Source organism: Bradyrhizobium sp. U531, assembly GCF_051710265.1.
GTDB lineage: Bacteria > Pseudomonadota > Alphaproteobacteria > Rhizobiales > Xanthobacteraceae > Bradyrhizobium.
This window is the reverse complement of sequence record NZ_JASVEN010000001.1, coordinates 873,076-898,794: the sequence shown is the minus strand read 5'-3', so window position 1 is coordinate 898,794 and position 25,719 is coordinate 873,076. Positions and strand designations below refer to the sequence as shown.

Here is a 25,719-nt window from a genome sequence, read left to right as displayed (position 1 = left end):
ACCGTTACACATGCCTGTTCTCTCACCCACCTGGACCGACGAGCGAATTGAACTTCTGAAGCAGCACTTCGAGGCCGGCCTCTCCTGCCGCGAGATCGCCGCCGATATCGGCGTCAGCCGCAACGCCGTGATCGGCAAGCTGTCCCGCCTCAATCTGACGCGCGGCCGCACCGGCGACGACCGCAAGGGTCAGGACAGGAGTTTTGCGCGGCCGAAGGCGGTGCCGCGGCTGCAATTCGAGATGCTCGCCACGATCTATGGCGATACCGACGTCCCGATGGTTACAGGGCCGATCGACGAGGCCAATCGCTGCTCGCTGCTGGAGCTTTCCGAGAACCGCTGCCGCTGGCCGATCTCGTCGCCGGGTGCCGAGGATTTCTGCTTCTGCGGCAATTCCGCGCCCGACGGCCAGTCCTATTGCGCCGGCCACAGCCGCCTCGCCTACCGGCCGAATGGGCGCGCCCGCGTGATGCGCGGCTAGCCTCCCTGCCTGAAGCGCTCTGCAGCAACCCGACAACGAAAAACCTCCGGTGGGGCATCACCGGAGGTCTCTGGAGGCTTAGCGTGAAGCTAAGAGCCGCAACTTTCGTATTTGGCCTGGAGCTATATAGCTTAGTAACTCAGGTAAGTAAATTAATTTGAGGCGATTGAATCGCATAGCTCGTCTTCGTCCGCCGCACGAAGGATCGGGTTGCGAAGATCCTGCGCAAGCAAAAAGCCCCGGCGGTTTCCCGCCGGGGCCTTGTCGCATTGAAGGACGTCGAGCTTACCAGTTGCGCTGGGCGCGCAGCAGCATGCTGTAGGTGTCCTGGTCCTTCAGCTCGTAGGTGGCCGCCGGCTTGGCGACGCCCGTCAGAGCACCGGTCGTGATCGCGCCCGAGTACTTCTGGTCGAGGTGGCTGTAGGTGAAGTCAGCCGAGAAGGTCAGGTTCTTCACCGGCGTCCAGCGGGTGATGACACCGATCTGGCCGATGTTGAAGTCCGGGTTGCAGGCGCCGGTCAGGGTGGCGAACGCGGCGCTGCCGCAGATCAGGCCCTTGGCGGTACCGCTGTAGTTGACCGCAGCCCACGCGCCGTAAAGCGCCGTGTTCCAGTTCGGGCTCCAGTTGTGGGTGTAGGCACCACGGACGCCGTAGGTCTTGGTCAGCTCGAGCTGGCCGCCCGGAGCGAACACCGCGTCAGACACGCCGGCGAAGCCGATGCTCTGATAAGCGGCGTTGGAGCTGCCGAACATCGAGTAGCTGGTCGCGGCCAGCTCCTGGAAGTTGTAGCGGCTCGCGCCCTCGGTGTAGACGCCCGAGATGTTGATCACGTCGCCGGCACCGGTCGGGATGTTCTTGATGCCCAAGGCGAGCTGAACGGCCCAGCCCCACTTGTCTTCGGGATGACCGGTGGCTTCGGAAGCACCGTAGTAGGCGACATGGTTGTCGTGAGCTGCGAACGACGCCTGGAACAGACCCCAGGCCTGATCGACGCGAACCATCGCGACGAGGTCGGGCGAGCGGCTGCCGCCGATGTCGTTCGAGCCGTAGGCACCGCCGAGCACGCCGGTGGTGGACATGCCGGCCGTGTTCCAGAGGCTGGTCTGATAGACCTGCGTCTGGTCCTGCGCCGAGAACGCCGCCGTGATGCCCTGGCCGAAATCGGCCGTGTAGGTGAACTGCGCGACACCGTTGGTGGAGCCGCTGCCGCCGACGAGCTGGTCGAAGTTGTTGCCGGGATAGTTGATCCAGGGCGCGTCGAACTGCGACACGGCCTTACCCATGGTGAAGCCGGCGAACTGGATGAAGGCGTAGTAGACGCCGAGCGCGCCGCCCGAGAGGGCGCCGTCGGTGCCGTTGATGGCGCCGCCACCCGAACCGGTGAGGCCGGTGCCGGCCGCGTTGAGGCCGACGGTGCCGCTGTACGCAGTCGCGCCGGTGGCCGAACCCGTGCCGCCGTAGTTACCGGTCGTCCAGGTGAAGACCGCGTCGAAATAGGTGCGAACGACGCCGTATTCGGTCGAGGTGCGCGTATCGATGTTGAGATCTTCACGAGCGCGCATCGAGTAGTAGTTGTTCAGGCGGTTGTTGGCCGCGAACACGCCGTTGTACTGGGCGCTGTAGTTGCCGCCGGCGTTGAGCGCGACTTCCGCACGCACGTAGCCACCCAGCTTGATGCAGGTGTCGGTGCCCGGGATGTAGTAGTAGCCCGCGCCGTACAGCGAGCAGATCTTGACGTACTCGACTGCCTTGGCCTTGACCGGAAGATCGGCCGCCTGGGCTCCACCGACGGCGATCAGACCCGCCGCAGTGCCGAGCAAAAGGCTCTTCACCACTTTCATATAAAAACCTCCAAGTTGCGGAGACCGGACCGTGAGGCCCCCCAAGATCCCCATCTCTCAAATCCGCCCGGCGGCTCTCGGACACCTCGGCTTTGAAGCGAGGAACGTGAGCGAGCCACCTGCAACGGGACGATCGAGTACCCCCCACCGTCGTGGAACAATATGCAGTGCGTCGTTCGCTAATCAAAATAGTTTATTAGATCAGCTTTGTGGTTTCACCCGAGCTGTGCTCCGCGCGCCACACCGTATGTCCCCGGAGCCAATCCTTGAGCTGATCATCTTTGTAATTTTAGTGACGAAATTACCCTGCTCTGCACTTGCGTCAGAGCAGGCTTGCGTGGACTATGGCCCTCCACGAACACCGGCCTGAACTATCGTTCCCTGGAGTGACGCTGTGTCCGCGACGAGGAAAGAAGGAGCGCGAATGCGCTCGATCGGCAACCTGGATATCATCAGGCGTTTCACCTGGGAGATATCGTCGATCAACATGCATCTGGAGGAGTTGCGTCAGTTCTGGGCCAAGACGCTCGGCATCAGCGGCCCGCAATGGCTGATTCTGATGGCCATTTCCGACCTCGACAAGGACGACGGCATCCCCGTCAACGTCGTCTCCAAGCTGCTCCACGTCGATCCGTCCTTCATCACCACGCAGTCCAAGCTGCTGGAGAAGAAGAGCCTGTTGCGCCGTCGCCCCTCGCCGACCGACGCCCGCGTGGTGCGGCTGTCGCTGACCGACAAGACGCAGAAGCACATCGCGAGCCTCAACGAGCAGTACAAGACGATTCGCGAATTCGTCTTCCAGGAATTCGACGAGGACGAGCTGACGGAATTCACCACAAAGCTGGCGACGCTGAAGAACCGCCTCGAGAAGGCCTGCGTCCGGATCTCGCTCGACTTCTAGAGCATGATCCGGAAAAGTGCGCAGCGGTTTTCCGATAAGATCATGCCCACACAATAAGCCCAGGCGGCGCTCAGATCCGCCGGGCGGCGGCACCGAGCCGCGATTCGAGCCAGTCGAAGATGTATTCGTTGGCAAGGCTCGGATTGTCCGCATGGGCCTGCGCCGCGCCGGTCTCGGCTGCGGTGAACACCTTCAGCATCACTTCCGAAGCGCCGTGCCGCGAGCTCTGGACGATCTGGCGCGCCCGGTCGGCCTTGAGCCAGCCGTCCTCGCCGAGCGTGATCAGCACCGGACAGTCGGCACTGGAGGCCATTAACGGCGCATGCGGCACCGGCACGATGCCGACGTCGCTCAGCGCGAATCGGCTGGCAAAGAACGCGCGCTCGTGCAGGTCCCACAGGCCGCCGTCGCAGACGGCCGCGGCCAGCCGCGGCTCCTGCAGCACGGCGCGCGCCACGAAGGACGAGCCCCAGCCATCCGCGATGATCCCGACCCGCGCGAAATCGACGTCGCTGCGCGCCTCCAGATGGTCCATCACGCAAGGAATCGCGCTTTCGAGATCGCCGCGCCGGAGCAGCACGTCGATGTAATCGTCGCGCTGGTCGCCGAACAGGTCGAGCGCCAGCATCGAGAAGCCCCGCTCGCGCGCATGCGGCACGAGCTTGTACAGGAACTCCTCCTTGCGATGGCCGGGCTCGCCGATGCAGATCACGGTCGGAGCCCGCGCGCCGCCCGACGGCGCCGGCAGGAAGTAGCCCTGCAGCGCGTGCCCGTCGAGCCAGGGAATCGTCACGACCTCGCCGGCCGGGCTGCGCGCCGAAAGGTAGCGGCGTGCGCATTCCTGCATCGCGAGCACGGCGACCCAGCGGCGCTCGTCGGCCTGGTCGAGCGGCATCGCCGCGGCACCATAGTAATTCATGGCGCGCAGCCAGTTGCGCTGGGCGCTCGCCATGTGGCCTTCGGCGAAGGCAGCTTCAGCACGCTGCCGGTTGGCTTGCGCCAGCCGCTTCCATTCGCGATGCCAGGATCGGTCGTCGCCGCGCTTGAGATGCCGCGCGATCATCAGGCATTCGGCGATGGTGGCGCCGCCCTCCTGGGCCGCGGTCAGGAGCCGGGTGAATTCAGCGGAGATGTCCTCTCGCTCCGGGCAAAGGGTCCAGTCGTCGGAGAGGCAGGCGGGTATCATTGGGAGCTACGCTCTATCTCGCGTTACTCCTGATTGACTAAACCATTTCAGTTCGCCGACCAAGCAGCCGCGCGCCGAATGAGGGCCGTTCAAGATCACCATCGCTTGAACGCTGGTTCATGACGCATGCATGACATTCCAATTCGGCATGCAGGCCTGAACATCGGCAAGAAAGATTGGCAAGAGGTGGCACGCAATATCAGCGGCGCACCTCTTGTCATGATGACTATCATACCTACATGGGCGCGCCCGGCGTCCGCGCCGGCCCGGCGACTCAACCGAGCCGCCAGCCGACCTCCTGCGTGAAGCTTTCGTAGAAGGCGCGGTCATAGGCCTGCTCGGGCGTCGCACGCACGCGCTCGTCCAGGCGCCTTGCGTCATCGCCGACGAGGATGCGCCAGCGCTCCGCCTTGACGCCGTCGAGAATGATCTTCGCGGCCTGCGCGGCCGTGGTCGGCGCATCCTCCAGGAAGCTGCGGGCGCGTTCGGCGAACGCCGCCTGGATGTCCTCGTCCGACATCCTGTCGGCATCGGGCACGCCGGCCGCGACCATGCGCTTGCGCGTCAGCGCGACCTCGTCGGCATTGAGCCGTTCCGAGCCGTCGGTGCTCTGCACCTTGCGCGAGTTGGAGACGATCGAGGTGCCGATATGGCCGGGCATCACCACCGAGCATTTGACGTGCGGCGCGTGCAGGCGCAGATCGTTGATCAGCGCTTCGGTGAATCCCTTCACGGCGAACTTGGCGGAGCTGTAGGCGGTGTGCGCCTGCCCCATGCCGATGGAGGCCCAGAAGCCGTTGACGCTGGCGGTGTTGACGATGTGCGCCTCGTCGGCGGCGACCAGCATCGGCAGGAAGGTGCGCACGCCCAAGTAGACGCCGCCCCAGCAGATGTTGAAGGTGCGCTCCCACTGCTCGCGCGTGTTGGTGAACAGGCTGCCGCCGCCGCCGATGCCGGCATTGTTGAACAACAGATGGATCCTGTCGGTCTTTTGCTGCTCGGCGAGCTCGTCGCGAAACCGCTTCAGGTGATCCTCGATCGCGACGTCGGCGACATGCGTCGTGACGCGCAGGCCCTGCGGCAGCTTCTCGACCTCGCACAGCCGCTTGGTCTCCGCCATCGCGGCCTCCGAGACGTCGCACATCGCGACGTTGCAGCCCTCGGCCACGAGTTGCCGCGCGAGCTCGCGCCCCATTCCCGTGCCGCCCCCGGTGATGACCGCGATCTTTCCAGCGAAATCCTTCATGGGACTTTCGGCCCCTCCCCTTGTCGGTATGTTTCTTCATTACAGCGCCGCTCGGCGCGCGCGCAAAATGTAGCAGCGCTGCATGCGCAAATGAAAGCAGATTGGCGATGCCATCGCTCAGCGTTATTTCGGTGCGCGGACTATTGGCAGCTCCGATGCAGTCACCACGCGGTCCGCACATGTGAGAAAGCTCCACCCGCGGCGCATCCTTCGAGACGCCCGCCGTCGGCGGGCCCTCAGGATGAGGTCGGAGTCCGTTGCGCTGGTTTCAGAGAGCACCGACGCCGATCAGCCTCATCCTGAGGAGACCGCTGAAGGCGGTCGTCTCGAAGGACGAGGCGCTTGCTCCGTCGTCGCGAGGAGCGCCGTTGCTAGGCGCGGCGCCCAGCGCGGGGCCGTAGTCTCCCGGTTCCCGTATTTGCCCGGCTTCGGTTTATGGGTAAATTTTTTACAATCCGAATCGTCAAATGGACTCCGGACGCTGGGTCGAGTCGGCCAGGCCAGCGTGTTGTTTGCGTGTCACAGGCTCTGGCACTCCGCTTGCATCCTCTTCGTGGTCCTTAACTACCGATGAGGTGACAGGAATGTTCGTGACCGTCGTAGCCGTGCTCTGCCGGCTTAGCGCAGCTAGCTCAGGCAGTTGCGTCGAGGAAATCGTGACCGACAGCAACATGACGCCCGAGATTTCTATGATGCAATGTGCGGTCGGCGCACAGGCACCGCTTGCGAAATGGATGGGCGAGCATCCGATCTATCACGCCAATTGGCGCCTCGATCGCTACAAATGCGTGCCGGGTCATTACGAGATCAAGGGCCACGCCTAAGGCCCCGCAAAACTACTGATCCGTGAACCACGGATTAAGAGGAAACGCCCCGGAGGCCGCCTCCGACGGGCCGCACCGCGCCAGTCGCGAAGAGACGGCGCGCTTCGTGACATCGCTCACGCAATTCTTCCGTCACGCCACCGCCCGCAAGATGACCGCCCGCGCGCGCCGCCCCTCCGGCGTCGGCATCAGCGCATAATTGTGCGGCTGGTCACGCATCAGATGCAGCTCCACCGGCACGCCCACGGCCCGCGCCCGCGCGGCGAGATCGACGCTGTCGGGGTAGAGCAGATCGCGCGTGCCTGAGAAGATCGTCATCGGCGCCAGCGCGCGGAAGGCGCCGTTGAGCGGGCTGACGAAGGGATGGCCGATATCGAGCGCGCCGGCATAGAGATGCCCGGCCTCGACGATTCCCGGAATGTCCTGGAGCGGATCGCGCCTTGCGATCTCGATCTGCTCGGGGCGGCCGACCGAGGCATCGGCCGCGGGCGAGATCAGCATCATCTGGTCCGGCTGCCGATGGCCGCGATCGCGCAGCCATTGGCACGCCGCGAGCGCAAGCCCCGCACCGGCGGAGTTGCCGACCACAGTGACCTTTGCAGGCCCGGCGTCTTCCAGCAGCATGCGCAGGAGTTCGCCCGTCGCCGGCACCACATGCTCCGCGGTCGCGCGCGGCGCCAGCGGATAGATCGGCACGACGCACACGACGTTCGCCTTGCGCGTCATCTGTCCGACGAAGCGCCAATGCGCCGGCACGATCTCGTTGATGTAGCCGCCGCCATGCAGGAACATGACGAAGTTGCAGCCTTCATGACCCGACGACGGCGCGGTGTAATAGACCGGCCAGCCGCCCATCTTGGTCAGCGTCGCCTCGACACCATAGCCGAGCCCCACCGGCTCGAACGAGGCCGGCCGCAAGGCGAGCTTCTGCACATGCGCCTGCACGGCTTCGGCGGACGCGAGCTGTTGCTTGTAGGGAAGCTGCGCCAGCACCGCGTTCAACAGGCGGCTCTGCAGGCTCGGCGCGGGATCACGGTGTCGCGGCGCGCACATCACAGGACAAAACTGCAAGGCCGACACAAGTCTTGCGACGCTCATGGTCCCTCTCCGCCTGGATTTCGCATCCATATGGCGACGAAGACGCTTGCCGGAAGGCCGCCATGGGCCAATATAATGCGAGCATTCGCTCGCTTTTCATACTCGCATTCGGATCGCAACGCCATGGCGCGCACGCCGCCGACAAAGCCCCGGAAAAACGCCCCCGCAGGCGCGATCACGCGCCACCGTCGATGCGCTGGTCGAGGCGACCGCTCGCATTCTGGTGCGCGACGGTTTCGAGAAGACCAGCACCAACCGCATCGCGGAAGTCGCCGGCGTCAGCGTCGGCTCGCTCTACCAGTATTTTCCGACCAAGGAAGCCCTCGTCGCCGCCGTGATCGACCGGCACAACGAGGAGATCATGGGCCTCGTCCGCACCGCGCTGATCGAGGTCGCTGACCAGCCGATCGACAAGGCGGTGCGCAACCTCGTCACCGTCGCGATCGAGGCCCACCGCATCAACCCGAAACTGCATCGGGTGCTCGCCGAGCAGATCCCGCGCACCGGCCAGCTCAAGGACGTCGAAGCCTTCAACCGCGAAGTCCACACCCTCGTGCGCACCTATCTCGAAAGCCGCCGCAAGGAGATGCGCAAGGTCGACCTGGATGTCGCAACTTTCATCTGCGTCAGCGCGATCGAGTCGGTGGCGCACAACACCGTGCTGAACGGGGCGGAGATGCTGTCGGAGAAGATGGTGAAGGTGCTGGTGGAGGAAACGACGAGGCTGGTGGTGGGGTATTTGCGCTGAGCGGCTGGAATGTTTTCGAGCGAGCGCCCGGGGCTCATCTTTTCGGTGAGGCCATCTCGCCCGTGAGCATAGGCCTTCCGGTGAGCAGCCTGTATTTGCACCTTCATGCAGTTGGCCTGATGCTCTGCCGCCGCGAGCCGTCCCGCAGCGTCTCCAACCAACGGCTCGTCATTGGCCAGCCAAAAAGGATAGTCGTCCCGGGCGCGCGGTCAGTTCACCACACGTATTGCGCGAATCTAAATTTGGTGCATGATTGCGATTTGCGCAGGTGGATTTTCTCTATTCCTTTCTCGGGTCAGCAAGTTCGCCAATCCGCACGGCTGAGACTATGTGCAGCATTACTTTTTACAACTGAAGTTTGATCATGTCATTTTGGATTTGCCTAGCGGTCGCGCTCCGTCGGCCTTTGCAGATGGCGATGACGGCGACAGCTTTCAGCCCGGCCCTCGATAAAGCTTTTCTCCTGGGCAATAAGGTCATTCAATCGCGGAATTGACTGAACGAGATTGAGGCATGCGCAAGATCGAACGTATAAAGCTGCGCCTCGAAAACCGAAACATCGCGGGTGTTGTCATGCAGGCCTTCGATTGGGTTACCAAGACGGTTTCTCAACTCATCGAACATGTCACCCTTTCGCGTGTCGGCTACTCCGTTTTTATCATCTTGGTCATTGCTGTGCTTGTAAGAAGCCTCATCTCGACTTGGCAATCCGGCAAGATCACCGTTGGCGATTTCAACTATTACTCGGACGGCGCCAAGAAGGCAGATTTTGGCGAGCAGATGCGCGCCGAGACGTTTGAATTCTACAACCTTATCGTCCGCTTGATTCAAAATGAGGCTGGACGCACGAAGTTTGAGAGTGGCGAACCGAACAAGGGAGAGGAAGACAGGTCGGGCCGGTTGCCACCCATCCGGAACGAGCAACTGGCCGAGCTAAGCAGCAAAAGCAGCGAGCTGCAGCAACTAGAAATCACCGTTCAGGGCGTCAACATCAGAAATCTGTTTTCGGCTCTTGGGGGCTTGGTCACACCGAGTCCACGAGAGCTAAAGGCGTCCATTTTTAGCGGCAACAATTCGCGCCGTGTGTTTGTCACCGCGCCGTCGGTCGGGAAGGGCAAAGAGACACGTCCAGTGCCGGCACTGCTCTCAGGTTCAGTTGAAAGCGATACCGCAACCGCATTCCGAATTGCATGTTACATGCTCTGGTCTCAATGGGATGGCGCCAAGTCGGATAGCGTTTTCGGCGTCAACTTCAGCGAATTTTGCCGCGTTGCACGGCTACTTTACATCCGCAGCACGTTCGACGCCCTGCCCTCGTACGAATTTCAAAGGCAAAAGTACAAGGACGACGTCGACTTTCTTCGCGAGATGTTTCAAGCCGCCGCCCTTGCTCAACCCGAATACGATCTGATTTACTCTTCGCTCAGAGGCCTCGAACGATACGTCGGCGACGAGAAAGTCACGCTGTCGGCGACGACAACCGCCACCATCGGTTCGCTCGTCGACCTCATCAGTTTCTTCGCCATGCGGCCAACATCGCGATACACGGATTGGATCAAACACCTTCCGCCCGAGGTTACGGAGCGAAAAGCTATTGATCGCGCATACTTCGCTGATCAGATCAGCACAGATTGCGAAACTACGGATTCCTCAGACCGACAACGCAATGTCCCGGACAAGGTCAAGCACCAGTATGACAACGTGGTACGGATCATCTCCGGTCAGGACAAGCAATTGCTCGTCAGGACGGGAATCATTATCGCGGATGATACGGTCGTAACCGTTGGTTCGTATAAGCGACAACTCCAAATGCTCCCTGCAGGCACAGAAGTTCAAGTTGTCAGCTGCGGCAAGATTGTGGAGACTCACAAGATGGAATCCGTTGCGCCTGTCTCGCCGGCAGGAAAATCTCCTTATCTCCGGCTCGTGGTCCCCGGCGCAAAGGTCAAAACACCTGCACCTGCATTTCCGACCGACGATGAAACGCCCTGGAAAAGCGATCCTCTTTTCGTAGTCGGCTATCTCGAACGCTCCGACGGCTTATTCCGCGATCGATCAGAGACACGAAAGATCGGCGTCGACAACAACGACCGGTTCGTTTTTCGCGCGCGAGAACTCCCATCCTGGACGTCCGTTGGCGAAGGCGACGACGATGCGGTGCGCTTTGATCTCGATATCCCTGTCGCATCAGGAATGATTGGTAGTCCGATATTCTCCCGGAACGGCCAGTTGGTCGGACTGCTTGATATCGGCCAATATCTCACCCGCGGAATGATCCTGAGTGTCGCGCTTTCAGCCCAACCTCTCTTCGCGGAGCCCGTCGTCCCCAAGCACTGAGCTATGAGATCGACCGCACACGACTTGCTCGGGTCACTGACGAAAGAGTTCTTTCGGGCAATCTAAGGGAGGCTCGGAGCCAACGCGAACGCGCTGAGCAAGCACTACGCTACAGGTCACCCCACAGGCCGGCACAATGACACCATACCCTGTCCGCCCGACGCGACAAATCTCTTCGGAAAAACATCATTCTGCCCACGACTTCCTTACTGTGCATGGGGTTGTTTTCGAGATTTTGGTTTGCCGCCCCCAGAACGGCTGCCGGCAATCCTAGTCGCGCCTCCGCCACGGGCGGGAGCAGGCTCCACGCCGACGTTCAATCCACCAACAGCTGCCTTGAAAAAATGGTCGGAGCGAGAGGATTTGAACCTCCGACCCCTAGTCTCCCAGACTAGTGCGCTAACCGGGCTGCGCCACGCTCCGAACGTCGTTCCATTAGCTAGGATCGGCGCGATGCGCAAGGCGAGCGACGCCATTTTGGCGCCTCTCCTCGATCGGCTCGGAGGCCAAAGCGCCGGGGAACTGGCCGCAGGCGGTCCGAAGACCGCCCCTACACCTCGTTCAGGGCCTGATCCAGCATTTCCCTGGCTGCGACGAGGTCGGCGAGCGCCCGGCCCAGCCGTTCGCGGTCCAGCGCGCTTGGGCCGGCGGGTGCGGCGGGAGTGCCGCCCTTGCGGAAGGTGGTGAGGATTTCCTCGTCGTCGACCTCGGTGAAGCGGAAGTCGATGCCTTCCTCTTCGTCGCCCTGGTAGTCGTCATCGTCGCTGTCGGCGACGCCCTTGATCGGCGCCTCCTCGTCGTCGGGCTCCATCAGGCTCGCCCCGATGGCATCCTCGATGGCGCCGAACGAGACCGCGGCGGCGCTGTCGGCAAGGCCCTGCACCGATTTGACGCCGTGCTCCTTGAGGATCCGCTGCACGCCGCGGATGGTGTAGCCCTCGCCGTACAGCAGCCGGCGGATGCCCTTGAGCAGGTCGACGTCATCAGGGCGGTAATAGCGGCGGCCGCCGCTGCGCTTCATCGGCTTGATCTGGGAGAAGCGGGTCTCCCAGAACCGCAGCACGTGCTGCGGGATATCGAGCTCCTGCGCTACTTCGCTGATGGTTCGGAACGCATCCGGCGCCTTGTCCAAATGCCAATCCTTTTCGAAAGGCGGTTACGCCTCGGGTTGCGCCTTGCTGGCGTCCCCGTTGGTGCGGTGCTGGGCGTTGATCCGCTGCTTGAGGATCGCCGACGGCTTGAACACCATGACGCGCCGCGGCGAGATCGGCACCTCGGTGCCCGTCTTCGGGTTGCGGCCGATGCGCTGGCCCTTCTTGCGCACCATGAAGGACCCGAACGAGGACAGCTTCACCGTCTCGCCCTTCTCCAGGCAGTCGGTGATCTCCTTCAGCACGAGTTCCACGAAGGCGGACGATTCCGTCCGCGACAGGCCCACCTTCTGGTAGACGGCTTCGCAGAGATCGACACGCGTTACGGTTTTACTTTGATCGGTCATCGCCCTGCCCCACATCACGGCGAACAATTGTTGTCTGAAATTATGAGCTTACGTTACGGCGGTCAACAGCGCTCATCAATGCAGACGCATCGATAATCGACGCTGATTCCGGCAAAATTTTATCGACTGTGGCTCTACCAGCGCACGAGCGCGGAGCCCCAGGTGAATCCGCCGCCCATGGCTTCCAGCAGCACCATATCGCCCTTCTTGATGCGGCCGTCCTTGCGCGCCACCGCCAGCGCCAGCGGAATCGAGGCCGCCGAGGTGTTGCCGTGACGGTCCACCGTCAGCACCACCTTCTCGGGCGCGATGTGCAGCTTGTGCGCGGAGGCGTCGATGATTCGCTTGTTGGCCTGGTGCGGCACGAACCAGTCGATGGTCTCGGCACTGAGCCCGGTCGCCTGGAAGGCATCGACGATCACGTCGGTGATCATGCCGACCGCATGCTTGAAGACCTCGCGGCCCTCCATGCGCAGATGCCCGACGGTCTGGGTCGAGGACGGTCCGCCGTCGACGAACAGCTTGGCCTTGTGGCGGCCGTCGGAGCGTAAGTGAGTGGTGACGATGCCGCGATCGGTCGCCGCATTGCCCGGCTGCGCCTGCGCCTCGAGCACGACCGCGCCGGCCCCGTCGCCGAACAGCACGCAGGTGCCGCGGTCGTTCCAGTCGAGGATGCGCGAGAAGGTCTCCGCGCCAATCACCAGCGCGCGCTTGAAGGCGCCGGTGCGCAGGAAATTGTCGGCGGTGGCGAGCGCGAACACGAAGCCCGAGCACACCGCCTGAAGGTCGAAGGCCGCGCCGTGGTTGATGCCGAGCGCGTTCTGCACGGCGACGGCGGTCGCGGGGAAGGTGTTGTCCGGCGTCGAGGTCGCCAGCACGATCAGGTCGATCGACTGCGCGTCGAGGCCCGCATCGCTGAGCGCGGCCTGCGCCGCCCTGACGGCGAGGTGCGAGGTGAACTCGCCCTCGGCCGCGATGTGCCGCTCGCGAATCCCGGTGCGCTGCACGATCCACTCGTCGGAGGTGTCGATACGCGCCGCCAATTGGGCGTTGGTCACCACCTGCTCCGGCAAATAGGAGCCGCAGCCCAGCACGACCGAACGAATTTGAGTCACGAAACAGCCTCCTGCGCGGCCTGCACGGAATTAAGTGCACCACCCTCGCGGTTGAGCATCTGATTGATCTTGTTCAGGAGATCGTAGTGAGCCATCTCATAGCCAACATCGATCGCAGAGGCAAAGCCTTCGGCGCCGGTTCCGCCATGGCTCTTGACCACGATCCCGTTCAAGCCCAGGAAAACGCCGCCATTGGACTTGTTCGGGTCCATCTTGTCGCGCAGGGCCTGGAAGGCGCCGCGGGCAAAGAGATAGCCGAGCTTGGACAGCCAGCTCCGTTTCATCTCGTTGCGGAGTAATTCGGCCATCTGCCGTGCGGTTCCCTCGGCGGCCTTGAGCGCGATATTGCCGGCATAACCCTCGGTCACGATCACGTCTGCGACGCCCTTGCCGATGCCGTCCCCCTCGACGAAGCCGATATAATCGAGCTCCGGCAGGTTCCTGATGCGCAGGATTTCGCCGGCCTCGCGAATCTCCTCGTGCCCCTTGATTTCCTCGGTCCCGATATTGAGCAGGCCGAGCGTGGGGCGCGGCTTGTTGAACAGCACGCTCGCCATCGCGGCGCCCATAATGGCGAGGGACACCAGATGGTGCGCATCACCGCCGATGGTGGCGCCGAGATCGAGCACGACGGATTCGCCACGCCTGGTCGGCCATACCCCCGTGATCGCCGGGCGATCTATTCCCTTGAGCGTGCGCAGATGGAAGCGCGACATCGCCATCAGCGCGCCGGTATTGCCCGCGGAAACCGCGACATCCGCCTCGCCCTGCTTCACCGCGTCGATGGCCATCCACATCGAGGACGTCCTGCGGCCCCGTCGCAGCGCCTGGCTCGGCTTGTCCGAACCACTGACGGCAATGTCCGTGTGGACGATCTTCGAGGCCGCCTTCAGCTCCGGGTGCCGGTCGAGCTCGGGCTCGATCTTGGCGCGATCCCCGACCAGCAGGAATTCGGTGTCGCGATGCCTGCCAAGCGAGATGGCCGCGCCCGGAATGACCATGGCGGCGCCGGCGTCGCCTCCCATGGCGTCAAGCGCAATGCGAACCTTGCTTGGCATAAAAGTCCTGGAAAACCTGATCTGGTGCGGTCTTGAACGAGCGGGGCCGCAGAATGGGTTCGCCACGGACATGGCGACCGACCGAGCGCCACGCCGCACCCGAACCGGGGCGCGACAATAGCGTTTTGTTACCCCGAAACAACCTCTTGCCCCCAGCCTTTTGCTTTCAGGGCGATCCGGCCGCCAACCCCGGAATTGGCAAGAAACATATTGAAATCAGGCAGATATATAAATCTTTGAAACCATCCGGGCAGATGCCTCGCGCGCCCTTGCAGGACGATTACACGGGAAAGCCGGCTATTGGTCCTTCTTGTTGTCCTGCAACGCCTTCAACGCTGCGAACGGATGGTCCTCCGGATCGGGGGCGGTGACCTCCGCCTCGAACACGGCGCCCTCCTTGCGCGGATAGGGGTCGATCGCCAGGAACAGGGCGTCGGTGGCGAGCCGGCCGAGGTCGATGATGCCACCCATGATCGCCTCCGGCGGGTCGGCGACCGCCGGCGGCTCCTCGCCGTCCCGGCCCTCCTCGATCAGGTCGGCCAGGCGCCGCGCCTCGGCCTCGGGGGCGAACACCAGGTCCACCTCCTCATCGATCTCGCTCTCGATCGGATCGAGAGTGACCACGCAGGTCTGGCCGATTCGGGCCCGGACGCTGCCGGTCACCTGAAGGCGGCTGCCGCTCTTGGGCACCACATCGAATTCGGCCCGGACGGACAGCACCTCGCGCAGGCCGGCAACCTCCGCAATCGCCTGCCGCTCCGCGGCGGACGCCACCAACTCGCGATGCAGGCCGGTATCGGGGATCTGCGCCACGATGACGGGCACCCTCCAGGGATCGGGCTCGGATCCGGTCTTTGGTCGGCTCATGGCGTGACGTCCTCGGAAAGCGCTGGAGGAAACCTGAAGGAGGCCTGCAGCAGCGCAGCCTCGCCGGTCTGGCCGAGCGCGGCTTCACTCGCCCTGGCATAGGCAGCGAGCCGCCGGGCCTGGTCCAGGCCGGTCCCGTTCAAGATATTCTTGCAGATGGCCTCTGCCAGGGCCTCGCCGCCGGCGGCCACGGCCTGGTCGTAGGCCTGGACGCGGCCGTAAAAGGCCTCGCCGAAGGCCCGCATCCGCTTCGGCACGGTCTGGTCGCCCACGCCCATCTCGCGCAGATTGTCGTCCATGTCCTCGCAGAAGCGGTCGAACAGCGCCTGCGACAGTTCGTTGGCGCCCTGAACCGTTCGCAGGCGGCGCAGCAGCAGCCAGAGATGCAGCAGCAACAGGTCGAAACGACCGTTAACCGTATCGGGGACGCTCAAGTCGCGGTAAAATATGGGTTCTCGCGCCTGCGTCACGATCATGCCATAGATGGCTTCAATGGTGCCCGGCGGGGTTAGCCGGGGTTTCCTGAAGTGATTGAACGGCCAAAGCATTGTGGTTTCCGCAAGCGGGCGCGCGCGTGTTGCATTCGGAGCCTCAGCCCGGTACTTCAGCGCCTCGCGCGACGCAAGGGGACGGAATCAGTTCCGCTATGACGATAACGAACCAGACCAGCCCGCGCGCAGACAAGCGGCGCGGCCTTCATGCACGCTGGCGGGCCTTCCGCATGCTCGCGGCCGTGACCCTGGTCGGCGCCGCCCTCGCCGGCTGCTCCGGCGAGCAATTCCAGAAGGGCTACATCCTGCCGCCGGGCGCGCTGGAGCAGATTCCGATCGGCGCCAGCCAGGACCAGGTGCTGATCGTGATGGGCACGCCCTCCACGGTCGCCACCCTCGACGGTGAAGTGTTCTATTACATCTCCCAGCGTTCGGAGCGCATGGTTGCCTTCATGAACCAGAAGGTGGTCGATCAGCGCGTGATCGCGATCTATTTCGACAAGACCCGGCGCGTCCGGCGGCTTGCGAATTACGGCCTGCAGGACGGCAAGATCTTCGACTTCATCAGCCGCACCACGGCGACATCGGGTCAGGAGATGAGCTACCTCGCACCGATCTTCAAGCTGATCAGCTTCAACTGAGCCTGCGCAGGCGTTGTCGGCGTCGCAGCCGGACAACGCTTCAGGCCAAGCATCTGGATGCGCCTTCCAATTCCGCGGGAAGGCATATGCCCCCTCGCCTGCGGCGTCGTGCCGCCCTTCGCGCGGCACTCACGGCCGCGCGCGACTTGCCGTCGCACCTGCGGTTTCCTAGGCTCGCTGCAAAGAAAGAAGCAGGGAGTGGATTCGTGCCCAGAACTTTGTCCCGTCGTCACGTGCTCGCCGGCGCCGCCGGTCTTTCAGCCGCAGCGATTTTGCCGCGATCGAGCCTTGCGGACTGGAAGCCCACCGAAAACGTTCGTCTCGTGGTGCCGGCCGCAGCCGGCGGCTCGACCGACGTGATGGGCCGGCTCCTGGCCGCGCATCTGCAAACCGCCTGGGGCCAGTCGGCCGTCGTGGAGAACCGCTCCGGCGGCGGCGGCACCATCGGCACCGCCGAGGTGGTCCGCTCCAAGCCTGACGGCCACACCATCCTGATCGGCAATCCCGGTCCGAACGCGATCGCCTACAGCATCTTCAAGAATCTCACCTACAAGCCGGACCAGCTTCAGCCGGTCTCCAACATGATCCGGATCCCGAACATCGTGTCGGCGCATCCGAAGACCGGCATCAAGTCGATCCCCGAATTGATCGCCTATTTGAAGGCCAATCCGGACAAGCTCAGCTACGCCTCCTCCGGCGTCGGCCAGAGCCCTCACCTCACCGGCGCCTGGTTCCTGCAGCTCACCGGGCTGAAGATGACGCACATCCCGTTCCGCGGCGCCGGCCCCGCGCTGCAGGCCGCGCTCGCCGGCGACATCCAGATCCTGTTCGACAATCTCTATCCCAGCCTGCCGCAGGTGCAGAACGGCACGCTCAACGGTCTCTGCGTCACCACCACCGAGCGCAGCGACCTTGCCAAGGACCTGCCGACCATGCGCGAGAGCGCGCCGGAGCTTTCGAATTTCGACGTCTCGTCCTGGTTCTCGGTGTTCCTGCCGAAGGGCGTCTCGCCCGAAGTGCTGAACGCGCTCAATCTGCAGGTCAAGGCGATGGTGGAGCGCGACGACATCAAGAAGCAGATCCTCGCCATGGGCGCCCGCGCCGACTACGGCACGCCCGAGCAGTTCTCCGCCTTCGTGGACGCCGAGACGAAGAAGTTCGCCGGCATCATCCAGAAGGAAGGCCTGCAGATGGACGTGCAGTAGCGGCGCATTGGAGCCGTAGGGCGGATTAGCCTTGCGACTGCGCGAAGCGCTGTCGCGGGGCGTAATCCGCCGATTGCATCGGCAAACAAGATGGCGGATTACGCTGCGCTAATCCGCCCTACGACGCGAAATCCACATCACCCCAATTGTCTCTTGACTTAGAGCGCACTCAAACTCGTAGTTTCCGTGCGTCGTGATGAGAGACAGACATGAAGATCGGCGAACTCGCAAAGCGTTCAGGACTGACGGCCCATACGATCCGCTACTACGAGCGGATCGGGTTGTTGCCCTACGCCGATCGGGACCGATCCAGCCGACGTGACTACGATCCCTCGATCCTGGTCTGGATCGAGTTTCTCGGCCGCCTGAAGACGACGGGCATGCCGATCCGGGACATGCTGCTTTACGCGGAGCTCCGGGATCGCGGCAGCGGCACCGAGGCCGAGCGGCGCGCGCTGCTGGAGCGGCACCGCGAAAGCGTACGGGCCCGCGTCGACGAGCTGAATGCCTGTCTTCTCGTCCTCGACACCAAGATCGGCGGTTATGCCGAAACGGAACAGAGGATGAAGGATTATGATGCAACACTTCCCCAACGCCGGCGAAAGCCGGTTGGAGCGCGGTCGGCGCGCACTCGCTGAAATCGACGGAGAGGCCGGCCATAAGGTCGTGGCGGCGCTCGGCGACATCGCCCCGGACTTCGCCACCTATATTCTCGAATTTCCATTCGGCGACATCTACTCACGGCCCGGGCTCGACGTCCGTTCGCGCGAGATCGCGACGATCGCAGCGCTCGCGGCGATGGGGAACGCCGCTCCCCAGCTCAAGGTGCATATCGAGGCAGGCCTGAATGTCGGGCTCCGCCGTGAGGAGATTGTCGAGATCCTCATGCAGATGGCCGTCTATGCCGGCTTCCCGGCCGCGCTCAACGGTCTGTTTGCAGCGAAGGAGGTGTTCGCGCGGAGGACTGAGCAAGGATCGGAAGCCAAGGCGTGAACCGGTGCTGGAGTCGTGCGGCCACCTCGCGCTTTAGGATGACTTGTTGATCTTCTTGACCTTGGCATCGGTGGCCTCGATCGCCAGCGCGAGCTCCAGGATGGCCTTGGACAACAATTCGGCGGCCTCCTTCTGGTCCTGCGACTTGGCGGCGCGGAGTGCATAATTCCGGGCGGATGAGAGCGACATGGATTGATCTCCGTGTTTGTTCGTAGGGCGCGAACGAGGTTCTTACCAAGCAAAAACCCCGCGGCTCGCACCGCGGGGTTTTCTCTTACCTTGTTGCGTAGCTCAGTGCGCGAGGATCGCCAGCAGCAGCAGAGCCACGATGTTGGTGATCTTGATCATCGGGTTCACCGCGGGGCCCGCCGTATCCTTGTAGGGATCGCCGACGGTGTCGCCGGTCACCGCCGACTTGTGGGCATCAGAGCCCTTACCGCCGAAATGACCGTCCTCGATGTACTTCTTGGCGTTGTCCCAGGCGCCGCCGCCCGAGGTCATGGAGATCGCGACGAACAGGCCCGTCACGATCACGCCGAGCAGCATGGCGCCGACGGCCGAGAACGCCGCCGACTTGCCGGCCACCCCGCCGCCCGCGATCGCGTAGATCAGGAAGTAGACCACGATCGGCGACAACACCGGAAGCAGCGAGGGGATGATCATCTCCTTGATCGCCGCCTTGGTCAGCAGGTCGACCGCCCTGCCATAGTCAGGCTTGTCGGTGCCCTGCATGATGCCCGGCTTCTCGCGGAACTGGCGCCGGACCTCCTCGACGATCGCGCTCGCCGCGCGACCCACCGCGGTCATGCCCATCGCGCCGAACAGATACGGCAGCAGGCCGCCGAACAGCAGGCCCACCACGACGTAAGGGTTGTTCAGCGAGAAGTCCGGGTTGACGCCGGCGAAGTAGGGATGATGCGCGCTGTCTGCAACGAAGAACTTGAGGTCCTGGTTGTAGGCCGCGAACAGCACGAGGGCCCCGAGACCGGCGGAGCCGATCGCGTAACCCTTCGTCACCGCCTTGGTGGTGTTGCCGACCGCATCGAGCGCGTCGGTGGACTTGCGCACCTCCTTCGGCAGGCCCGCCATCTCGGCGATGCCGCCGGCGTTGTCCGTCACCGGGCCGAAGGCGTCGAGCGCCACGACCATGCCGGCCAGCGCCAGCATGGTGGCGGTCGCGATCGCGATGCCGAACAGGCCGGCAAGGCTGTAGGTGACCAGGATGCCGGCGATGATGACGATCGCGGGCAGCGCGGTCGCTTCCATCGAGACGGCGAGACCCTGGATCACGTTGGTGCCGTGACCGGTCACCGAGGCCTGGGCGATCGACTTCACCGGACGATAGTCCGTGCCGGTGTAGTATTCGGTGATCCAGATGATCAGCGCGGTGACGACGAGACCGACCACGCCGCATTCGAACAGCGCCATGCCGGTGAAGTCGACGCCATCGAGCTTGCCGAAGCCGATCAGGCTGTAGATCACGCCGGCGATGCCGATCAGCGACAGGACGCCGGTTGCGATCAGGCCCTTGTAGAGCGCGCCCATGATCGACTGGCTCGCCCCGAGCTTGACGAAGAAAGTGCCGATGATCGAGGTGATGATGCAGATGCCGCCGATCGCGAGCGGCAGCGTCATCATGTTGGCGAGGATCGGCGTCTTGGCGAAGAAGATCGCGGCGAGCACCATGGTGGCGACCGCGGTCACCGCATAGGTCTCGAACAGGTCCGCGGCCATGCCGGCGCAGTCGCCCACGTTGTCGCCGACGTTGTCGGCGATGGTCGCGGGGTTACGCGGATCGTCCTCGGGAATGCCGGCCTCGACCTTGCCGACGAGATCGCCGCCGACGTCCGCACCCTTGGTGAAGATGCCGCCGCCGAGACGGGCGAAGATCGAGATCAGCGAGGCGCCGAAGCCGAGCGCCACCATGGCGTCGATGACGGTTCGGCTGTCAGGCGCAAGCTTCAGCGAATGCACCAGGAAGCCGAAATAGAGCGTCACGCCGAGCAGCGCGAGACCTGCCACCAGCATACCGGTGATGGCGCCTGCCTTGAAGGCCAGCTCGAGGCCGCCGGCGAGCGACGTCGTCGCCGCTTGCGCGGTGCGCACATTGGCGCGGACCGAGACGTTCATGCCGATGAAGCCGGCCGCCCCCGACAGGACGGCGCCGATCAGAAAACCGATGGCGACGTAGATCCCGAGGAAATAGACGAGCAAGACGAAGATGACCACGCCGACGATGCCGATCGTCGTGTACTGGCGCCGCAGATACGCCTGTGCCCCCTCAGCGACCGCTCCCGCGATCTCCTGCATGCGCGGCGACCCCGCATCCGCGCTCAACACCGAAGACGTCGCCCAAATCGCGTAGACGACGGAAAGCACTCCGCAGAGCACAATCAACCATAATGCTGTCATGTGATGTTTGCCTCAGATCCTTGATGTACCCCCGGCGCCTTTGTTGTCCGTCGTGCGGTGCGGCGCCTTGATTTCGAACAAAGCCGCCCCTTGCCCAAAAGGGGCGGCCTCAGTCGTGCACAAGCTTGCCAAAATCAAATTGAGGGTGCAACGCCGGATAGGGGCGAAAACGCCGATCTCGGCAGGTATTTAGGATCAGGTGCTGAGAACTAAGATGCCGGTTTGGAGCGATTCCTAGAAGTGGCTGTAGGACAGCCGCTTCAGAACCAGTTCCTGGCCCTGCCCGTCCAGGAAGCGCACCCCCTGTTGCCCTGCGACGATCGTGCCGATCGCCGTGACGGCAAGGCCGGCCGCCCGCCCCGCCGCGATCAGCGCATCGGCTTGCGCCGGCGGAGCGGTGCACAGCACCTCGTAATCGTCGCCCCCCGCCAGCAGCGTCTCGACGCAAACCGCTTTGCGGGCGACGAGGCTTGCGGCCGCGGCCGAGAGCGGCAGGCTCGTCACGTCGACCGTGGCCGAGACGGCGGAGGCCGCACAGAGCTTCACCAGATCGCCGGCGAGGCCGTCGGACACGTCCATCGCCGCGGTCGCATGATCGCGCACGGCCGGCGCCAGCACGTTGCGCGGCTGCGGCACACGGTAGCGCGAGGCCAACGCCTCCGCGGCGGCGGGATCGGCCGCAAGTGCCGCCGCGACCGGGCCGCCGGTGAGCACGTCGAGGCCGAGCGCGGCATCGCCGATCGTGCCCGTCACCAGAATGCGGTCGCCCGGCCTCGCGCCGGTCCGGCCCACCATCCGCCCCTTCGGCACCCGGCCGAAGGCAGTGATCGAGATCATCTGCGGACCCGGCGTCGAGACGGTGTCGCCGCCGAGCAGCGGACAGGCGAATTCCCTGGCGTCCTCGCCGAGCGCGTCCGCAAAGGGCCGTAGCCAGCCATCCTCCTTGCTGCGCAGCGCCAGCGTCAGCACGAAGCCGGCCGGCACCGCGCCCTTGGCGGCGAGATCCGACAGGTTCACCCGTAGCGCTTTTCGCGCGATGGTGCCGGGCGGGTCGGTGGCAAGAAAGTGCACGCCTTCGACCACGGCGTCGGTGGTGACGACGATGTCCTCGCCGGACGCGGACAGCACCGCGGCGTCATCGACCAGCCCGAATGCACCGGGATCGGTCGCCAGCGGCTTGAAATAGCGCGCGATGAGGCTGTCTTCGGCGGAGGGGTTTTGCGGCGTCGTCATCGATGTCGGCCCTACACTCCGCTGCCATCGCCCGGCTCGACCGGGCGATCCAGTCCGCCGAGACGCCGCTTTCAACAACCGCTGCCGCGGCGTACTGGATGCCCCGCCTTCGCGGGGCATGACAGCGGGATGTGCGGGGCTACCCCCGCCCGAACTCGTCGCCGCGGAACTGGCGGCCGATCTGGTCGAGCACGGCGTTGACCATGCCGGTCTCCTCGCGGTCGACGAAGGCGTTGGCCACGTCGACATATTCGGAGATGACGACCCGGCCCGGGACGTCCTTGCGGTGCTCCAGCTCATAGGCCCCTGCCCGCAGCACCGCGCGCAGGATCGCCTCGATCCGCTTGAGCGGCCAGCCCTTCGACAGCGCCTCGTCGATCAAGGGATCGAGCTTCTTCTGGTCGCGCACGACGCCGGAGACGACGTCGCGGAAGAAGGCAGCTTCCGCCGGCAAATAGGTGTCGCCCTCGACCTCGTTGCCGAGCCAGTGGCTCTCGAACTCGGCGAAGATTTCGTTGATGCCGGCGCCGGCGATGTCCATCTGGTAGAGCGCCTGCACGGCCGCGAGCCGCGCCGCACCGCGACGGTTCGCTTTCTTCTCCGTGGGCCCCGTCGGCTTTTTCGCGTCAGCCATGGCTCTAGGCCCGCGCCAGACGGCGCTTGATGCGCAGCATCGCAAGTGCCGCGCGCGCGGCATCGCCGCCCTTGTCGAGCTCGCTGGCGCGCGCTCGCGCCCAGGCCTGGTCCTCATTGTTGACGGTGAGGATGCCGTTGCCCAGCGGCAGTTTTCGCGACACCGCGAGATCCATCAGCGCGCGCGAGGATTCCTGCGAGACGATCTCGAAATGGATGGTGTCGCCGCGGATGACGCAGCCGAGCGCGATCGCGGCGTCGTAAGGCTTGCCGTTCGCCGCGGCGGCGTCGATGGCGATCGCCACCGCCGCCGGGATTTCCAGCGCGCCCGGAACCGTGATGACGTCATGGGTCACGCCCGCCGACTTCAGCTCGGCGATCACGCCTTCCAGAAGCGCATCCTGGAGATCGTCATAGAACCGCGCCTCGACAATCAGCGCGCGTGCGCCGGAAATGTCGGTCTGGTCCTTCAGGGGGGCACGCCGTGCGTCAGCCATCGTTAAGATCCGTTCTAGGGGGTCGGCGCGTTATGTAGTCGCCGCAAGCACATAAGCCAAGTTAGAAACTGTCATTCCGGGGCGCGAAGCGAACCCGGAATCTCGAGATTCCGGGTTCGATGCTTCGCATCGCCCCGGAATGACGGCTCGGCCGTCACGTCATTTCCGTCAGCCGCGCCGCATAGCGGGCCATCAGATCGACCTCGATATTCACCTCGCTGCCGGCCTTCCAGCCACCAATCGTGGTGACCTCGAGCGTGTGCGGGATGATCAGCACCGAAAAGGTCGTGTCCTTGACCGTGTTGACCGTCAGCGAGACGCCGTCGAGCGTGATCGAGCCCTTGGTGGCGATGAACCGCGCCAGCTCCCGCGTGGTCGACAGCTCGAACCGCGCCATGTCGGGCAGGTCCTCGCGGCTGACGATGGTCGCGATGCCGTCGGCATGGCCGGCCACGATATGGCCGCCGAGCTCGTCGCCGATCTTCAGCGCGCGCTCGAGGTTGAGCTTCGTGCCCAGCTTCCAGTGCTTCGCCGTCGTCAGCGCCAGCGTCTCCGCGGCGGCATCGACCTCATACCAGGTTTTGCCGCCCGCGACGCCGGAGGCGACCACAGTCAGGCAGACGCCGTTGCTGGCGATCGAGGCGCCGTCGGCGATCGTGGTCTGATCATAGCTGCAGGCGATGCGCAGCCGGTGCAGCTGGCCCTGCGCCACGGGCGTGAAGCTGACGATCTCCCCGATGTCGGTGACAATGCCGGTGAACATTACGCGCGCTCGTAGATGGTGAGAGTATCTCTTGAAGTATCCTGGTCGAATGTCTCGCTAGCATGAACCTTGTAGGCCTGCGACTGCGTGATTTTCGACAGGGGCAATGCATCGAGCGCATCGACGCCGTCAGGGCCCACCGCTTCCACGCCGCGGAACAGCCAGATCTCGTCGACGAGGTCAGCCGTGACGAACGATGCCGCCACGCGGCTGCCGCCCTCGACCATCAGGCGGGTGATGCCTTTCTCGGCGAGCGCACGCAGCACGGCCGGAAGGTCGAGGCCGGACGCACCATTCGGAGGCATGCGCATGATTTGCGCACCGGCCGCGCCAAGGCGGGTTGCGGCAGCTGCTTCCGCAAGCTCCGAGCCGATCACCCAGAGCGGCGTCTCGCGCGCGGAACGAACAAGCTGGCTGGAGGCTGCAATACGCAGGCTCTGGTCGAGAACGACGCGCACCGGAGAACGCCCTTCCATGCCCGGCAGGCGACAATTGAGCTGCGGATCGTCCGCCAGCACCGTGCCGATGCCGACCAGGATGGCATCGCTCTGCGCGCGCAGGAGATGCACGCGATCGCGCACCGCCTCCCCGGTGATCGCGACCGGCTTGCCGCCGGCGGCGCCGATCTTGCCGTCGGGCGAGACCGCGAGCTTGAGGATCACATGCGGACGGTGATCCCTGATGCGGCGGAAATGCCCGGCATGGTCGAACGCAGCCTCCGCCGCGCACAGGCCCACATCTACCGTGATGCCGGCCGCGCGCAGGCGTGCATGGCCCTGCCCTGCGACCTCCGGATTGGGATCTTCGACCGCCGCGACCACCCGCTTGATGCCGGCAGCGATCACCGCATCGGCGCAAGGCGGCGACTTGCCGAAATGCGAACATGGCTCGAGCGTGACGTAAAGCGTGGCGCCGCGTGCGGCCTCGCCGGCCCGCCGCAAAGCCTCGGGCTCGCCATGCGGCCGCCCGCCCGGCTGCGTCCAGCCGCGGCCGACGATGATGCCGTCCTTGACGATGACGGCGCCGACCGCCGGATTGGGCCAGGTGCGTCCCTGCCCGCGCCGACCCAGCGTCAGCGCCAGCTGCATGAAACGAAAATCGGCGTCCTTGGCCTCGCGGGCCTTCTGCGCGAACTGGTCTTCCAGGATACGGAAGATCATTTGCGGATCGCGGCGAGCCGCGCTTCCTCCTCACCGGAGAGCTCGCCGAGCACGTCGGCGAAATCCTTGGCCTCGCGAAAATTGCGATAGACCGAGGCGAAGCGCACATAGGCGACGTCGTCGAGCGTGCGCAGATGCTCCATCACGGTCTCGCCGATCACCTCCGAGGAGATCTCGGCCTCGCCGCCGGTCTCGAGCTCGCGCACGATGGTGGAGACCATCTTCTCGACCCGCTCCGGCTCGACCTGCCGCTTGCGCAAGGAGATCGAAACCGAGCGCATCAGCTTGTCGCGATCGAACGGCACGCGGCGGCCGTTGCGCTTGATCACCGTAAGCTCGCGCAGCTGCACGCGCTCGAAGGTGGTGAAGCGGAAATTGCAGGCGACGCACACGCGCCGCCTGCGGATGACGGAAGAATCCTCGGTCGGACGCGAGTCCTTTACCTGCGTATCGAGACTGTTGCAGTTCGGGCAGCGCATCCGTTGGACCT

General features: G+C 64.2%; 27 protein-coding genes and 1 tRNA gene. 9 read left to right on the top strand and 19 right to left on the bottom strand.

Features of this window, described 5'->3' with window-relative positions; translation table 11 throughout:
* Positions 1 to 10: 10 nt before the first annotated feature.
* Positions 11 to 481 carry a GcrA family cell cycle regulator gene (locus QRQ56_RS04530; protein ID WP_438737869.1) on the top strand — a complete coding sequence of 157 codons (471 nt, stop codon included), beginning with the start codon at positions 11 to 13 and terminating at the stop codon, positions 479 to 481.
* A gap of 285 nt (positions 482 to 766) precedes the next feature.
* Here the strand turns inward: QRQ56_RS04530 and QRQ56_RS04525 are convergent, their stop codons facing one another.
* Positions 767 to 2,323, bottom strand: coding sequence for a porin (locus QRQ56_RS04525; protein ID WP_438737868.1), 1,557 nt, complete (start codon positions 2,321 to 2,323; stop codon positions 767 to 769).
* A gap of 394 nt (positions 2,324 to 2,717) precedes the next feature.
* Between QRQ56_RS04525 and QRQ56_RS04520 the strand changes: the two genes are divergently transcribed.
* Positions 2,718 to 3,224, top strand: a complete 507-nt coding sequence (locus tag QRQ56_RS04520) for a MarR family winged helix-turn-helix transcriptional regulator (RefSeq protein ID WP_438737866.1) — start codon at positions 2,718 to 2,720, stop codon at positions 3,222 to 3,224.
* 70 nt (positions 3,225 to 3,294) lie between these two features.
* Here the strand turns inward: QRQ56_RS04520 and QRQ56_RS04515 are convergent, their stop codons facing one another.
* Both QRQ56_RS04515 and QRQ56_RS04510 read right to left on the bottom strand, forming a co-directional pair.
* Positions 3,295 to 4,410 carry an alpha/beta hydrolase family protein gene (locus tag QRQ56_RS04515; RefSeq protein WP_438737864.1) on the bottom strand — a complete coding sequence of 372 codons (1,116 nt, stop codon included), beginning with the start codon at positions 4,408 to 4,410 and terminating at the stop codon, positions 3,295 to 3,297.
* Between the two features lie 274 nt (positions 4,411 to 4,684).
* Positions 4,685 to 5,656, bottom strand: coding sequence for an SDR family NAD(P)-dependent oxidoreductase (locus QRQ56_RS04510; RefSeq protein WP_438737863.1), 972 nt, complete (start codon positions 5,654 to 5,656; stop codon positions 4,685 to 4,687).
* 656 nt (positions 5,657 to 6,312) lie between these two features.
* On the opposite strand from QRQ56_RS04510, the gene QRQ56_RS04505 reads away from it, so the two are divergent.
* On the top strand, positions 6,313 to 6,480 hold the full coding sequence (locus QRQ56_RS04505) for a hypothetical protein (protein WP_245448343.1): 168 nt from the start codon (positions 6,313 to 6,315) through the stop codon (positions 6,478 to 6,480).
* Between the two features lie 132 nt (positions 6,481 to 6,612).
* Here QRQ56_RS04505 and QRQ56_RS04500 read toward each other — a convergent pair whose 3' ends face one another.
* Positions 6,613 to 7,578 carry an alpha/beta hydrolase fold domain-containing protein gene (locus QRQ56_RS04500; protein WP_438737862.1) on the bottom strand — a complete coding sequence of 322 codons (966 nt, stop codon included), beginning with the start codon at positions 7,576 to 7,578 and terminating at the stop codon, positions 6,613 to 6,615.
* A 223-nt stretch (positions 7,579 to 7,801) separates the two neighbouring features.
* On the opposite strand from QRQ56_RS04500, the gene QRQ56_RS04495 reads away from it, so the two are divergent.
* Positions 7,802 to 8,326, top strand: a complete 525-nt coding sequence (locus QRQ56_RS04495) for a TetR/AcrR family transcriptional regulator (RefSeq protein ID WP_438737861.1) — start codon at positions 7,802 to 7,804, stop codon at positions 8,324 to 8,326.
* A 513-nt stretch (positions 8,327 to 8,839) separates the two neighbouring features.
* Complete coding sequence (locus QRQ56_RS04490; protein ID WP_438737859.1) at positions 8,840 to 10,663, top strand: hypothetical protein; 1,824 nt, start codon at positions 8,840 to 8,842, stop codon at positions 10,661 to 10,663.
* Between the two features lie 345 nt (positions 10,664 to 11,008).
* Here QRQ56_RS04490 and QRQ56_RS04485 read toward each other — a convergent pair.
* The 7 genes from QRQ56_RS04485 to QRQ56_RS04455 all read right to left on the bottom strand — a co-directional run bounded on the left by QRQ56_RS04485 (position 11,009) and on the right by QRQ56_RS04455 (position 15,749).
* A tRNA-Pro gene (locus QRQ56_RS04485) sits at positions 11,009 to 11,086 on the bottom strand.
* 127 nt (positions 11,087 to 11,213) lie between these two features.
* A complete protein-coding gene (locus tag QRQ56_RS04480) occupies positions 11,214 to 11,795 on the bottom strand; it encodes a MerR family transcriptional regulator (protein WP_438737857.1) in 582 nt (193 codons plus the stop codon).
* A 24-nt stretch (positions 11,796 to 11,819) separates the two neighbouring features.
* On the bottom strand, positions 11,820 to 12,161 hold the full coding sequence (locus QRQ56_RS04475) for an integration host factor subunit alpha (RefSeq protein WP_018456841.1): 342 nt from the start codon (positions 12,159 to 12,161) through the stop codon (positions 11,820 to 11,822).
* A gap of 134 nt (positions 12,162 to 12,295) precedes the next feature.
* Positions 12,296 to 13,276, bottom strand: coding sequence for a beta-ketoacyl-ACP synthase III (locus QRQ56_RS04470; protein WP_438737855.1), 981 nt, complete (start codon positions 13,274 to 13,276; stop codon positions 12,296 to 12,298).
* Positions 13,273 to 14,334, bottom strand: a complete 1,062-nt coding sequence (gene plsX / locus QRQ56_RS04465) for a phosphate acyltransferase PlsX (protein WP_438737853.1) — start codon at positions 14,332 to 14,334, stop codon at positions 13,273 to 13,275. Before plsX ends, QRQ56_RS04470 begins: the two co-directional genes overlap by 4 nt.
* Positions 14,335 to 14,631: 297 nt before the next feature.
* A complete protein-coding gene (locus tag QRQ56_RS04460; RefSeq protein ID WP_438737851.1) occupies positions 14,632 to 15,201 on the bottom strand; it encodes a YceD family protein in 570 nt (189 codons plus the stop codon).
* Positions 15,198 to 15,749 carry a ubiquinol-cytochrome C chaperone family protein gene (locus QRQ56_RS04455; protein WP_438737850.1) on the bottom strand — a complete coding sequence of 184 codons (552 nt, stop codon included), beginning with the start codon at positions 15,747 to 15,749 and terminating at the stop codon, positions 15,198 to 15,200. Before QRQ56_RS04455 ends, QRQ56_RS04460 begins: the two co-directional genes overlap by 4 nt.
* A gap of 98 nt (positions 15,750 to 15,847) precedes the next feature.
* On the opposite strand from QRQ56_RS04455, the gene QRQ56_RS04450 reads away from it, so the two are divergent.
* The 4 genes from QRQ56_RS04450 (at position 15,848) to QRQ56_RS04435 (ending at position 18,531) form a co-directional block, all read left to right on the top strand.
* The gene (locus QRQ56_RS04450; RefSeq protein ID WP_438737848.1) at positions 15,848 to 16,333 is read left to right on the top strand and encodes an outer membrane protein assembly factor BamE; all 486 of its coding nucleotides are present in this window, start codon (positions 15,848 to 15,850) and stop codon (positions 16,331 to 16,333) included.
* Positions 16,334 to 16,539: 206 nt separating this feature from the next.
* Positions 16,540 to 17,538, top strand: coding sequence for a Bug family tripartite tricarboxylate transporter substrate binding protein (locus QRQ56_RS04445; protein ID WP_438737847.1), 999 nt, complete (start codon positions 16,540 to 16,542; stop codon positions 17,536 to 17,538).
* Positions 17,539 to 17,747: 209 nt separating this feature from the next.
* Positions 17,748 to 18,176: a MerR family transcriptional regulator gene (locus tag QRQ56_RS04440; RefSeq protein WP_438737845.1), complete on the top strand. Its 429-nt coding sequence runs from the start codon at positions 17,748 to 17,750 to the stop codon at positions 18,174 to 18,176.
* A complete protein-coding gene (locus QRQ56_RS04435) occupies positions 18,115 to 18,531 on the top strand; it encodes a carboxymuconolactone decarboxylase family protein (RefSeq protein ID WP_438740066.1) in 417 nt (138 codons plus the stop codon). Before QRQ56_RS04440 ends, QRQ56_RS04435 begins: the two co-directional genes overlap by 62 nt.
* A gap of 33 nt (positions 18,532 to 18,564) precedes the next feature.
* Here the strand turns inward: QRQ56_RS04435 and QRQ56_RS04430 are convergent, their stop codons facing one another.
* The 8 genes from QRQ56_RS04430 to nrdR form a co-directional block, all read right to left on the bottom strand.
* Entirely contained in the window at positions 18,565 to 18,720 is a 156-nt protein-coding gene (locus QRQ56_RS04430; protein WP_008129438.1) for a hypothetical protein, read from the bottom strand.
* 102 nt (positions 18,721 to 18,822) lie between these two features.
* On the bottom strand, positions 18,823 to 20,943 hold the full coding sequence (locus tag QRQ56_RS04425; RefSeq protein WP_438737843.1) for a sodium-translocating pyrophosphatase: 2,121 nt from the start codon (positions 20,941 to 20,943) through the stop codon (positions 18,823 to 18,825).
* A 234-nt stretch (positions 20,944 to 21,177) separates the two neighbouring features.
* The gene (gene thiL, locus QRQ56_RS04420) at positions 21,178 to 22,176 is read right to left on the bottom strand and encodes a thiamine-phosphate kinase (protein WP_438737841.1); all 999 of its coding nucleotides are present in this window, start codon (positions 22,174 to 22,176) and stop codon (positions 21,178 to 21,180) included.
* Between the two features lie 139 nt (positions 22,177 to 22,315).
* Positions 22,316 to 22,810: a transcription antitermination factor NusB gene (nusB, locus tag QRQ56_RS04415; RefSeq protein WP_438737839.1), complete on the bottom strand. Its 495-nt coding sequence runs from the start codon at positions 22,808 to 22,810 to the stop codon at positions 22,316 to 22,318.
* 4 nt (positions 22,811 to 22,814) lie between these two features.
* A complete protein-coding gene (gene ribH, locus QRQ56_RS04410; RefSeq protein WP_438737838.1) occupies positions 22,815 to 23,306 on the bottom strand; it encodes a 6,7-dimethyl-8-ribityllumazine synthase in 492 nt (163 codons plus the stop codon).
* A gap of 154 nt (positions 23,307 to 23,460) precedes the next feature.
* Positions 23,461 to 24,069, bottom strand: a complete 609-nt coding sequence (locus tag QRQ56_RS04405; protein ID WP_438737836.1) for a riboflavin synthase — start codon at positions 24,067 to 24,069, stop codon at positions 23,461 to 23,463.
* Positions 24,069 to 25,229, bottom strand: coding sequence for a bifunctional diaminohydroxyphosphoribosylaminopyrimidine deaminase/5-amino-6-(5-phosphoribosylamino)uracil reductase RibD (gene ribD / locus QRQ56_RS04400; protein WP_438737834.1), 1,161 nt, complete (start codon positions 25,227 to 25,229; stop codon positions 24,069 to 24,071). The genes QRQ56_RS04405 and ribD overlap by 1 nt, the downstream gene beginning before the upstream one ends.
* Positions 25,226 to 25,708: a transcriptional regulator NrdR gene (gene nrdR, locus QRQ56_RS04395; RefSeq protein ID WP_007603426.1), complete on the bottom strand. Its 483-nt coding sequence runs from the start codon at positions 25,706 to 25,708 to the stop codon at positions 25,226 to 25,228. The genes ribD and nrdR overlap by 4 nt, the downstream gene beginning before the upstream one ends.
* Between the last annotated feature and the right edge of the window lie 11 nt (positions 25,709 to 25,719).